This is a genomic window from Pseudomonas segetis (assembly GCF_900188155.1).
GTDB classification, from domain to species: Bacteria; Pseudomonadota; Gammaproteobacteria; order Pseudomonadales; family Pseudomonadaceae; genus Aquipseudomonas; species Aquipseudomonas segetis.
On the sequence record NZ_FZOG01000001.1, the window covers coordinates 722,538 to 734,515 of the forward strand.

The 11,978-nt window shown below is 58.0% G+C and carries 11 protein-coding genes; 4 read left to right on the forward strand and 7 right to left on the reverse strand.

From position 1 onward, the window contains the following. Positions 1–65: 65 nt before the first annotated feature. The 4 genes from lapD to CHB79_RS03415 form a co-directional block, all read right to left on the reverse strand. Positions 66–2,018: a cyclic di-GMP receptor LapD gene (gene lapD / locus CHB79_RS03400; RefSeq protein WP_089358888.1), complete on the reverse strand. Its 1,953-nt coding sequence runs from the start codon at positions 2,016–2,018 to the stop codon at positions 66–68. Positions 2,019–2,027: 9 nt separating this feature from the next. Next, complete coding sequence (gene lapG / locus CHB79_RS03405) at positions 2,028–2,717, reverse strand: cysteine protease LapG (protein WP_089358889.1); 690 nt, start codon at positions 2,715–2,717, stop codon at positions 2,028–2,030. A 321-nt stretch (positions 2,718–3,038) separates the two neighbouring features. Then, positions 3,039–3,446, reverse strand: coding sequence for a YbaN family protein (locus CHB79_RS03410; RefSeq protein WP_089358890.1), 408 nt, complete (start codon positions 3,444–3,446; stop codon positions 3,039–3,041). A 15-nt stretch (positions 3,447–3,461) separates the two neighbouring features. Further along, positions 3,462–4,049 (reverse strand): UPF0149 family protein, encoded by a 588-nt coding sequence (locus CHB79_RS03415; protein ID WP_010483216.1) that lies wholly within the window; start codon positions 4,047–4,049, stop codon positions 3,462–3,464. A gap of 286 nt (positions 4,050–4,335) precedes the next feature. Here CHB79_RS03415 and recQ point away from each other — a divergent pair, with 286 nt between their 5' ends. The 4 genes from recQ to CHB79_RS03440 all read left to right on the forward strand — a co-directional run bounded on the left by recQ (position 4,336) and on the right by CHB79_RS03440 (position 9,814). Further along, positions 4,336–6,471, forward strand: a complete 2,136-nt coding sequence (gene recQ, locus CHB79_RS03420) for a DNA helicase RecQ (protein WP_010483219.1) — start codon at positions 4,336–4,338, stop codon at positions 6,469–6,471. 142 nt (positions 6,472–6,613) lie between these two features. Further along, the gene (locus CHB79_RS03425; protein WP_010483221.1) at positions 6,614–7,048 is read left to right on the forward strand and encodes a MarR family transcriptional regulator; all 435 of its coding nucleotides are present in this window, start codon (positions 6,614–6,616) and stop codon (positions 7,046–7,048) included. Between the two features lie 309 nt (positions 7,049–7,357). Further along, complete coding sequence (locus tag CHB79_RS03435; RefSeq protein ID WP_089358891.1) at positions 7,358–9,454, forward strand: motility hub landmark protein FimV; 2,097 nt, start codon at positions 7,358–7,360, stop codon at positions 9,452–9,454. A 66-nt stretch (positions 9,455–9,520) separates the two neighbouring features. Continuing rightward, a complete protein-coding gene (locus CHB79_RS03440; protein ID WP_010483227.1) occupies positions 9,521–9,814 on the forward strand; it encodes an Rdx family protein in 294 nt (97 codons plus the stop codon). Between the two features lie 29 nt (positions 9,815–9,843). Here CHB79_RS03440 and CHB79_RS03445 read toward each other — a convergent pair whose 3' ends face one another. From CHB79_RS03445 to CHB79_RS03455, 3 genes are all read right to left on the reverse strand, one after another. Continuing rightward, entirely contained in the window at positions 9,844–10,695 is an 852-nt protein-coding gene (locus tag CHB79_RS03445; RefSeq protein WP_010483228.1) for a DMT family transporter, read from the reverse strand. Next, entirely contained in the window at positions 10,692–11,027 is a 336-nt protein-coding gene (locus tag CHB79_RS03450) for a tRNA-binding protein (RefSeq protein ID WP_089358892.1), read from the reverse strand. The genes CHB79_RS03445 and CHB79_RS03450 overlap by 4 nt, the downstream gene beginning before the upstream one ends. An 81-nt stretch (positions 11,028–11,108) precedes the next feature. Then, positions 11,109–11,864, reverse strand: coding sequence for an AraC family transcriptional regulator (locus tag CHB79_RS03455; protein ID WP_089358893.1), 756 nt, complete (start codon positions 11,862–11,864; stop codon positions 11,109–11,111). Between the last annotated feature and the right edge of the window lie 114 nt (positions 11,865–11,978).

Consider the following 11,978-nt stretch of genomic DNA (forward strand, 5'->3'; position numbering starts at 1 on the left):
GTCCACCAAGCCCTGGGCGCGATAACCAAGCCTGGGTGAAAAATGTCACCCGCCGGAGTTCCGCATTATGAACCCTGCCAGGGGCTTGGCGCGCCAATCAGGCGACCCATGGCACCCTCGATACCCAGTTCGTTGAGCACCTTGAGTTCAGCCTCGGTTTCCACCATCTCGGCAATCAGCGGCAGGTCAATACTGTTGGTCGTGCGGAAGATGGCTTCGATAAACAAGCGCTTATCGCTTTCCCGGTCTATTGCGCGAATATAGCTGCCATCAACCTTAAGGTAGGCCAGGCCAAGATTGGTCAGGTTGCCGATCAAGCTGAAGCGTCCGCCAAAGTGTTGCAGGCCAAGCTGGTAGCCCGTCGCGCGTATCTGCTGGCCAAGGGTTTCGAGCTCCGGTGCCGAGGGCAAGTGACGTTCATCCAGTTCCAGAGTCATCAAGGCTGCCTGTTCAGGATGCTGTTTAAGCACATCCAGCAGCCTGGCCCAGCTTTCAGGCTCGCGCAGGGTGGCAGCGGATAAACTCAGGGCCAGTGGCTCGGGGTGCAGGCGCAAATGGTTGAGGCTGTGCTCAAGCATGGCCAGGTCGAATCTTGCCGCCCAGCCGAGCCGTTCGATCCAGGGGATAAAGCGTCCTGCGGTAATGGCTTGGCCTTGCTGGTCGAGCAATCGCGCAAGAACTTTTTGGTGTATCAACTGGCGGGTGTCGTCGCACCGGCTCACCGGCTGGAAGTAGAGCTGGATCTTCTCGCCAGTCAAGGCTTCGTCGAGCCATAGGCGCCATTCGTGAATACCCTGGCCCGTTGCCAGGTTGAAGTCATCGAGGCGCTCCCAGGGTTGTTCCGGCTTTTTACTTTGCGCCTGTGCGAGCGCTTGGTCGGCACGGCCGATAACCGTGCCCGGGCTTTCTCCCGGGCGATAGGCGGCAATACCCATGTGCGCCACCGGGTTGCAGTCACTGGCGCCGGTCTGGTGCAGGCTTTGCAGTTGTTCGCTAAGTTGCAGGGCTAGCTTGTCGGCGTCTTCGGCGCTGAGACTGGGGGCGAGCAGGGTGAATTCGCCGCCGCGATTACGGGATGCAAGCCAACCGCTGGCCTGGTGCTGCTGCATGAGTTGGGTCAGTTGCAGACCAATAGCCTGGATCAGGTTGTCGGTTTCCTGTCCGCCAAGACGCTGGTTGAGACCGCCAAGGTCATTGACGCGCAAGAGCATCAGGTAACCGTCTGTATTCTGCTCGGAGACCTCTAGCTGCTGAGCCAGCTTGAGGTCGAACAAGCGCCGGTTGGCCAAGCCGGTGAGGCTGTCTTGGTAGGCCTCTTCCCGCAACTTTTCACTGCGCGCAGCCTCCTCGGCGAACAGGTTCTTGAGTTTCTCGACCATCAGGTTCATGGCCAGCACCACACGTTTCAGTTCAGGCGTGCGTGGCACCTTGGGCATGCTCAGGAACTCGCGCCGAGTGATGGCCTGGGCTTGCTTGACCATATCGTCCAGCGGTCGCAACTGGGTGCGCAGCAACCATCCGCCGAGTACGGCGCTAACCAGTCCGCAGGCCAGTAGCCAGCCAAGGCTGCCGATGGCGCTGTCCCAGAGTCTGGTCAGGGCGAATTGCGGGTGGCTGAGCACCTCAACCCGTGCAGCTTGTTCCCAGCCGCGCATGATCAAGGCATCGCCGCCTTCCGGAGTCAGGTCGACCAGGTCGACAAACCAGGCCGGTACATTCTCTGGCGCCGTGGTGGTACGCCGCTCGACAATCACGCTGTTGTCGGCAATGTTGACCACCCGGATTGTCGCGTAGTAGCCGCTGTCGAATATCGAACTGACCATCAGCTCGATCATCGCCGGGTCATCGATATGAGGTGTCAACGACAGTCCGAGTGCGGTTGCGGCATCCTGTGCATGCGAGCGCAACTGGCTCAATAACTGTTCGCGCGAGCTTTCCATGCCGCTGATGAAACTGCCGGTGAATGCCACCACCAGGAACAGGCAAATGGCGATGAACAGTTGTTTTAGTAATGACATCGGGGTCTCCTAGCCTTCGCCTATGGCAAAGCCTTCCGTACGCATTTTCTTGAGCAGTTCCTGCCAGCGCGATAGTTTCTTGGTGTCGCTCTTCTTGCTGTTCGAGCCTGGCAGGTAGACACCTTCAGCGTTGAATGAGTAAACCGGCAGCAGATCCTTGCGCTGTGATGCCGGTTGGATCTCGCCAATCAGGTTGTCGAGTACCAGCGGTTCGCTGCTGGGGCTTGAGTAGTAGGTGAGCACCATGTGCGCCTGGTTTTGCTTGAGCGCCTTGACGTAGGTAATACGTAATTTTTCACTGGCAATACCAAGACGGCGCAAGGTGAAGTACTTGGCGATGGAGTAGTCTTCACAGTCGCCAGCGCCTTTGACCAGTGACTCCACGGGCGTTGCCCAGTAGTCGGTTTGGCGCCAGGTGCGACGGTCATCGGCAAAGCGCAGTTGCCGGTTGAAAAATGCATTGACCGTTTTTAATTGCTGGTTCTCGGGGCTTTGCAGATTGCTTTCGATCAGTTGCTGCCACTGCTGCAGGCGCTGTTCGGCGGGGCCCAGGGAGCCATAGCGCGCCTGCGCATTGTGGATGATCAGGGCGAAATCCCAATTGGCCGCAGCGGTGGCTAAACCCAGGGCAAAGACCAGCGTGCCCAGCCATAGGTGGCTGAAACGCAGGGCAAAGGTGCTGGACGGGCATGGCTGCATCTGCAACGACTCGCTGGAGGTCGTTCAAAGTCTAGGTGCAGTAATGGCTTTGTGCCTCAGAAAAACACCCCTGGCGGTGACAACGCGAAGCTTGTCCGCCGAAGGGCACGGCGAAATATCGGTGTTGAATGCTGGTGGAAGGGTGAAGCGCCTTCCAGCCTACGGCATGTGGGTGTGACAACGCTCAGCTGCCCGCCAAAGGGCACGGCGAAATATCGGCGTTGAATGCTTGGTGGAAGGGTGAAGCGCCTTCCACCCTACGGGCATGCGGGTGTGGCAACGCGAAGCTTGCCTGCCGAAGGTTTCACACGGATTGACTATTTAGCGTTTGGGGCAAGGCGGTGTTGGCAGGGTTTTCTGGCGCAGGATATAGACAGTCACGCAGACCGCACTGGTCAGCATAAACAGTCGGGCCCAGAACATCGGGACCAGGTAGCAGGACAGGCCAATGCTCAGCCACATCAGGCTTATCGAGTAGATCTTGGCTTTGCGCGGAATGCCTTCACCTTCCAGGTAGTCGCGAATCCAGGGCCCCAGCCTTGGGTGATCGACCAGCCAATGGTAAAAGCGTTCGGAGCTGCGCATGAAGCAGGCGGCAGCCAGCAGGAGAAAGGGGGTTGTGGGCAGGACGGGCAGGAATATGCCAATCACCCCGAGCGCTACGCTCAACCAGCCTATGGCCAGTAGGGCGTAGCGAACTGCAGGGTTGTGCTTGATCTTACCCGTCATGCGGACGGCAGAGGATTAGTGGTGACGCGGCTTGAGCAGCGCCGGTTTTTCTTCGGGGGCGTTGCACAGAAGAAACAGTGCGGTCAGCAGTTCAGGAATCTGCTCGACCATGCTGTCTACCAAGTCGCGGTCACGGGCGATTTCATCAAATTCGGGTTGCTCGTCAAACAAGCCGGAGCCGACCATGATCGGCAACAGCAACTCGCTGACTTCGTCTTCCGAGTCTTCGAACCAGACAGATTCACGCAGGAACACGCCTTCCATGAAACCGATGCACCAGCCGCGCAGGTCCGAGTCATCCGGGTCTTCACCCAGATCGAGCTCGCAAGGCATTTCCGGCTCGTCGTCACTCGCCAACTGGCGGGCAATATGAGCCTTGAGCAGCACCAGCGTGGCTTCGATTTCTTCGCGCTCGGCATCGCTGCGATAGTGAGGTGCTTCAGAAAACAGGGCGTCGATCCACTCACGCTCCGGCACCTGTTCCGTACAAATCGACAGGGCAGTGAGGTAGCCATGGGCGGCGACGTAGTCCAGGGCTTCTTCGTGCAACTCATCGGCATCGAGGAAGGCTTGCAGGCGGGACAGTTGCTCGGCAAAGGACATCGTAGGGCTACCTTGAAGAAGTAAACGAGGCTGGATTCTAGTCTAGACAGCGCGCAGCGGCCATAGCTCTAGTCTAACCCATGCATAAACGCTTGCGGGGTGGTGGGCGCTATTCGCTGGTTTATTTGATCCGGATCATTGATATAACGCGTATTTAAGCCCGAAAAGCACCTCTGGCATGCGCTTTTGACCTCTATCCATGGCTTAACCTTCGACAAATTACAGATGCGAAATTTTCTGAGTCGAGCACGTGCGTATAATGCCGACCTCGATTTGGAGGCCTTTCATGCAAGACGCGGCACAACGCATCCTCAAAGACATCTTTGGCTATGACAGCTTTCGTGGCCGTCAGGAGGCGATTATTCAACGTGTGGCCAGCGGCGGTGATGCCCTGGTGCTGATGCCGACCGGCGGCGGCAAGTCGTTGTGCTTCCAGGTGCCTGCATTGATGCGTGACGGCTTGGCAGTAGTGGTTTCACCTCTTATTGCCTTGATGGATGACCAGGTTGCAACCCTTGATGAACTCGGGGTTGCAGCCGTCGCCTTGAACTCGACCTTGAGCAGCGATGCGCAGCGCGATATTGCCGACCGGATTCGCCGGGGCGAGGTCAAGATGCTTTATCTGGCGCCTGAACGCCTGGTGCAGCCGCGCATGCTGGCTTTTCTCCAGCGCCTGGAAATTGCCCTGTTTGCCATTGACGAGGCGCATTGCGTATCGCAATGGGGGCATGATTTCCGTCCGGAATACTTGCAGCTGGGGCAACTGGCCGAGTATTTCCCGCAGGTGCCGCGTATCGCCCTGACGGCGACGGCAGACATGCGCACCCGCGAAGAAATCATCAATCGCCTGCACCTGCAGGATGCAGAGCGGTTCCTGTCGAGTTTTGACCGGCCCAATATCTTTTACCGCATCGTGCCCAAGGAGCAGCCACGCAAGCAATTGCTGGGGTTTCTGGCGGCGCGCAAGGGCGATGCCGGTATTGTCTATTGCCTGTCGCGCAAGAAAGTCGATGAGGTTGCAGCCTTTCTCAGTGCCCAAGGGTTCCCGGCATTGCCTTATCACGCCGGTTTGCCCAGCGAGCTTCGCGCCTACCATCAAAAGCGCTTCCTCAATGAGGAAGGCCTGATCATGGTCGCGACCATTGCCTTCGGCATGGGCATCGACAAACCCAACGTGCGCTTTGTTGCGCACCTGGATTTGCCAAAATCCCTTGAGGCCTATTACCAGGAAACAGGGCGGGCAGGGCGTGATGGCTTGCCCGCCGATGCGTGGATGGCCTACGGCCTGCAAGACGTATTGCTGCTCAAGCAAATGCTCAACAACTCCGATGGTGACGAGCGCCACAAGCGAATCGAGCAGCACAAGCTCGATGCCATGCTGGCCCTTTGTGAAGAAACGCGCTGTCGCCGCCAGGTGCTGTTGGGTTACTTCGATGAAGTCCTGGAAAAGCCTTGCGGGCACTGCGACAACTGCATCGATGGTGTGCAAACCTGGGATGCTACCGAGCCGGCGCGCCAGGCATTGTCGGCTATTTACCGCAGCGGGCAGCGTTATGGTGTGGGCCACTTGGTCGACCTGTTGCTGGGGCGTGATAACGATAAGGTGCGTAGTCTGGGTCATCAGCACCTGTCCATATTTGGCGTTGGCAAGGACCGGGCTGAAGGGGATTGGCGTTCACTGTTCCGCCAGTTGGTGGCGCGTGGGCTGGCGGATGTCGATCTTGAAGGCTTTGGCGGCCTGCGTCTGTCCGAGAGTTGCCGGCCGCTCTTGCGTGGCGAAGTGCAACTTGAGCTGCGTCGCGACCTCAAGCCCCAGCAAAGCGCCAAGGCTTCGAGCAGCGCCGCCAGCCAGCTTGTGCGGGGCGAAGAGCGTGAAATGTGGGAAGCGCTGCGTACGCTTAGGCGCAAACTTGCCGAGGAACACGCCGTACCGCCTTACGTTATTTTCCCTGATGCAACCTTGCTTGAAATGCTTCGCAGCAAACCTGGCAGCCTGAGTGAAATGGCCCAGGTCAGTGGTGTTGGTGCACGCAAGCTTGAACGTTACGGTGCGGCTTTCCTGGACGTGCTCGGCGGCAAGGCTGAAGCGCCGCGAGTGGTAACCGACATGCGTCATGAGCTGGTTAGCCTGGCACGGGCGGGCATGACCCCGGAACAGATTGCCAACCAACTGCAATGCGGCACTAAAAGTGTCTATGGCATGCTCGCCGAAGCCATAGGTCGCCAGCAGTTATCCCTTGAGCAAGCCCTGGATATTCCAGAAGCCCTGTTGGGCGAGGTGCAAGATGCCTTTTTGAGCGGCGATGGCGAGTTGCCGACTGCTGCTGAAGTTAGCGCCTTGCTCTCCGGACGGGTCGAAGAGGGTGTCCTGCACTGCGTGCGTGCGGCATTGCATGCCGAATTCGAAGGTGGGCTTGAGTAGCCCAAAGGCGACATTTTTGGACCTTGGTGCACGCTTTGGAATATCTTGTAAGTCATTGGCCGATATGAACCTTGCTCTGGCGCCAAGGTTATGATTAGCTCGCTAATAATTAGTTTTTTATAGTTATAAGAGCCGTTCCATCATGTCGTCATCAGACCAACATCGTTTTGCTATGCAAATTGCGCAAATGTCCCGTGCCTGGCGTGCCGAGCTCGACCGGCGCCTTGTCGGCCTTGGCCTTTCCCAGGCGCGCTGGCTGGTGCTACTGCATCTGGCTCGCTTCGATGAGTTGCCAACCCAGCGCGAACTGGCCCAGAGCGTTGGCGTCGAAGGGCCGACACTGGCGCGCCTGCTGGACAGCCTGGAAGCCCAGGGCCTGGTCAGTCGCCAGGCCGTGCCCGAAGATCGTCGCGCCAAGAAAATTGCCCTCAGCCCGCAAGCTGAACCTTTGATCAAGAAAATCGAAGCAATTTCCACCGAGTTGCGCCAAGAGCTCTTTGCCGGAATCGATGAGCAGGACCTGGACCGCTGCCAGCAGGTCCATGCCAAGATATTGAGCAACCTGGAGCGGCGCTAAATCAGCCTGCATCAGCCGCATCGCTGATAAAAACTGCGCTCGTTTGCAGGAATGTGATCTCGATCAACTTAATTAACCCTGCAGGGTTTGTGGCCATTGCTTCGAATGGGTGATGGCTATTTGCCTTAAAAAAGGCCCCGGCCCCTGTAGGCTGGCTATTTGAATAATGGCTATACTTCGCTGCAGCCGGGTTGCACATGGAACGTTACTCCCGAACGAAGTTCTACAACTACAGGCAGATCCGCTGTGAATGGTGCTTACGCACTGGGCTTGTGGCGGATACTGGGTTGTTAAGCGTTAGGAGTATCCATGTCTCGAGTTCGCCATGTATTAATCGGCCTAGCCTCTAGCTCAGCACTGTATTCGAGTTTTGCCCCGGCACTTGGACTTGGTGAAATAACCCTGCATTCGGCTTTGAACCAGCCTCTCGAGGCTGATATCCAGCTGCTCCAGGTGGGTGATCTGAGCGCCAACGAAATCAAGGTCAAGCTTGCATCGGCGGAGGCGTTCAGTCGTTCAGGCGTCGAGCGTTTTGTTTTTCTCAATGATTTGAGCTTTACCCCGGTATTGAGCAACGGGCGCAGTATTGTGCGGGTCACTTCGCGCCAGGCGGTGCGCGAGCCCTACCTGAATTTTATTGTCGAAGTCTCACGGCCCAACGGCCAGTTGTTGCGTGAGTACACCGTACTGCTTGATCCACCCATTACCTCGATCTATGGCTCGGCTTCACCTGCGCCAAGCAGCCAGTACAGCACTCGCTCGACTTCGACCGTTGCCGCTGCGCCTGCACAGCCTGTACGTCCGACGCCGCCAAAGGTCATGCCCGCCGCCACACTCGGCCAGGCCCACCAGGTGCGCAGTGGCGATACCCTGTGGCAGATTGCATCACAACTGCGTGATCAAGGCAGCAATGCTTCGCAGCAGTCCCTGATGAATGATATCTATGCCCTCAACCCCCAGGCGTTTGCCAATGGTGATATCAATCGACTCAAGGCAGGCGTTGATTTGCGCTTGCCCGACAGCGCTGTAAATACCAGCCAGGCAGGATCATCACCCAACAGCAACTCGAATCAACGCGCGATTAGTGCAAGCCAAGACGATGCTGCCAGTGGCCAGCCATCCAGCGCTGGCAGTGCGGAGGTCGCCCCTGCAGTGGTTGGAGACAGGGCGGATGCTCAGGCCTTGGCCGAGATCCAGCAGCGCCTGGATCTCGAGCTGGCCAATCAGTCGAACCTGAGCTTGCAGCTGCAGCAGAGCATTTCCCAGTTGCAGGCGCAGGTGCAGGCGCTGCAAACCCAGGTCGAGGCCAAGGACCAGAGGCTCGCCGAGCTGCAATCTCAGCTTGACGCCGGACCTGCGCCGCAAACCAGTGGTCAGCCTCAGGTGACAGCGCCAGCCCCGGTGGAGCCGGTTGAGCAGCCCACTGACTGGATGCCTTACCTCTATGGCTTGCTCGCCTTGTTGCTTGCTGGCTTGCTGGCGCTGTTGTGGCGCTCCAAACGCGAGCGAACACCAGCGCCTGAAGCGCCTGCAATCGCCGTGGCCAGTGTGGAGAAGCCGCAAGAACCGCTTTTCCAACCGGTTGCACTCAATGCTCAAGCCCCGGTTACTGAGCCTGCACCTGCACCTGCACCTGCACCTGCGGCCAGTCGTCAGAAGTTGCCGGTGGACGCCATTGAGGCTGCCAATATCTACATAACCTACGGTCGCTACCCCGAAGCGGTCAGTGCTTTGCGCAAGGCCTTGCAGGCTCATCCTGAGCGTCACGATATTCGCTTTCGCTTGCTTGAGGTCCTGGCCTTGCAAGGCGATGCACAGCATTACCAGGCAGAAGAAGCGCTGTTGCGCCAGAGCAGCTTTGCGCCTGAGCGCATTGACCAACTCAATGCGCGTTATCCGCAGTTACATGGTGAAGAGCTCGATTTCGATGCTTTGGAGCTTGATGAGCCCGCCGATTTGGCGCCAGCGCCGAGTCCGGCGGATGATTATCAGCTCAACCTTGACGACCTGTCCCTGGATGCAGACTGGGATCTGGTGAGCCCGTTCTCGCCCAAAACCAAGGCAAAGCCGGCCACACCCGAGCAGGTGGATATAGATACAAACTTGCGTGATCTACCCAGCCTTGAAGAGTTGCCCCATGATGACGATGAGTTCGCCGCGCTGACGGCAGAAAACGACGCTGCGCTTGGGGCCTGGTTTGAAGATGATCCCCGTTCGCCTGCCAATCTCAACAATTTGTCTGATTTCGACACAAATGCCAGCAACATGCTCAAGCTCAATCAGGCGTTGGCCTATATCGAGCAAGGCAGTATCGAAAGTGCCTGCGATATACTCAACGAAGTGCTTAATGACGGTGATGACAAGCAAAAGCAGGAGGCCCGCAAGCTGTTGGCCAAAATTGCTTGACTCATTTCCAGATCAAGCAGGCGAGCACGCGCTATCATGGGCTGTCCGTGACAGTTGAGAACCACTATGCCTAGCGCCAAACCTGAAATCACCATCACCTACTGCACCCAGTGCCAGTGGTTGCTACGCTCCGCCTGGTTGGCTCAGGAACTGCTCTCGACCTTCGCCGATGACCTGGCAAAAGTGACGCTTGAGCCCGCAACCGGCGGTGTGTTCAAGATTGTCTGCAACGGCGTGCAGATCTGGGAGCGCAAAGCCGATGGGGGCTTTCCCGAGGCCAAGGTGCTCAAGCAACGGGTGCGTGATCAGTTCGATCCCCAGCGCGATCTTGGTCATAACGATGATCGCAAGATCCACTGAAGAGTCGCCTTGGCGTCGGCAGCGGTGGGCTATTTGGCCATTCGTGCAGATACAACTATCGCCAGGATGATCAAGGTGCCGCCTGCGAGCATGCGCAAGCTCGGCTGCTCGCTGAACAACCACCATGCGAAGGCAATGCCGTAGACCGGCTCCAGGGCGAAGATCACTGCCGCGGTGCGAGCCTTTATCACCCGCAGGCTGGCAACGAACAAGCTGTGTGCGAGCCCGGTGCAGAACACGCCCAACAACGCCAGCCAGAACCAGTTGACCAGTGTAACTTCTGGAAGCTGCTGCCAAGCCAGCGGCATAAACAACAGCATCACGGTGAGGTTCTGGCACAACGCAGCCTTTACCGGGTCCAGGCCCTGGGTGCTGGCGCGGTTGAGCAGTGATAACAGTGCAAACAAGAAGCCTGATAACACCGCCCACAACAGGCCGATGTTGGCCTCGCTGCCGAGGTTGAACTCGGGTGTCACCAGAATCAGGCCGAGGCAGACCACGCCAACCATCAAGAACTCTCGACCACGGGTGCGTTCGCGAAACAACAAGCCTTCGAGGAGTACGGTGAAAGCAGGAAAACTGGCGAAGCCGAGCGTTGCGATGGCGACGCCGGAAACCTTTACCGATTCAAAGAAGGTGATCCAGTGGCTACCGAGCAGCAGTCCGCCAAGTGCCAGTAGACCCAGTTGCCGCGCGCTTGGACGCATGCCACGGGACTGCTTCGACAGCTGTGCAAACAGGGCCAGCGCAAGCACTGCAAACACGGCCCTGCCGGCCGATATGTTCAGGGGCGAGGTCGTGGCTAGTTTGCCGAAAATGCCTGAAAGCCCGAACATCAGGGCGCCCAGGTGAATGGCGAATAACGCCTGACGTTCAGTCATGCCAGGCGAGCACCATTGGCGACTGGCTTGTCAAAGCTTGCCAGCACCACCTTGTTCTCTTCGTCGTAAACACCCGTGACCAATACTTCCGAGCGGACCCCGGCAATGCGCTTTGCCGCAAAATTGCAGACGCACAACACCTGGCGGCCAATCAGCTCATCGACCTGATAGTGAGCGGTGATTTGCGCGCTTGAGGTCTTGATTCCATGCTCGCCCAGATCAACCTCAAGCACGTACGCAGGCTTGATTGCCTTGCTGTTGGGTTCGGCCGAGATAATGGTGCCAACACGCAGTTCAACACGGGCAAAATCTTGCCATTCAATCTGCTGCATAACGCCTCCGGGGTTTATTTCGCGCCATTCTAGAGGGGTGCAGGACAGACGTCTGTCGCAGGAGTATCGATTTTTGTCGCGCTACTGTTGCGCTGCGCGAATGGAGCGCGCACTGCAGCCAAAGTAGCGTGACAAGGCCGCGCCAAAAGCGCTTTGTGACGAGTAGCCAACCCGCGCAGCAATTTCACCGATACCAAGATGGCTGGTTCGCAGCATCTGGCGCGCCAGTTCGAGCCGTTGATTGCGCACATACTCCATGGGCGTGCGCCCTGTTTCGGCCAGGAAGCGGCTGTGAAAGCGTGCGGTCGACAGCCCGGCCAGGCGTGCAAGATCCGCCACCTGCAAGGGGTGCGCTGCGTGCTCATGGATATACTTATCTATTGCCTGCAGCGGCAGGCGAATTTCGCTTGAAGCGGCGCAGGATTGTTCACTCAGCAGGCTCGCCAGCAACAATGCAGCGCCTTGCTCGGCGATCACCGGGTCGTTGATCGGGCTGGCAGCCAACCAGCTGACCAGTTGGCCCTGCGCATCATTCAACGTTAAGGAGCTGGTGGTGTCGGTCAGGCGCAGGCCGGCATCGGCATGGGCGCCCAGATGGGTTTTTAGCCAGTGCTCTGAGGGAACATCCAGGACCAGGCAGTCACTGCCAGCCGGGCTGCCACAGGCATGCTCGGTTGCCGCCGGAACTATCGCCACGGATTGACGAACCACCCGGCTGCCGACGCCTGCGGCCTGGAATTCGAGCAGGCCGTTAAGGCCGAACACCAGTTGTGCGTGATCGTGGCTGTGGCTCAGCAGGTCGTGACTGTAATGACGCAGTGACAGTAGTGGATGCATACCAGTGTTCCCCCTAAGGTCTGGGGATTCTATCAGTACCCGGCGTACTCCGGCAGGCGAGTCAGTGCACAAGCGTGCAGCTGTCATTGAATTGAAGTCATGGCGTCATATTGC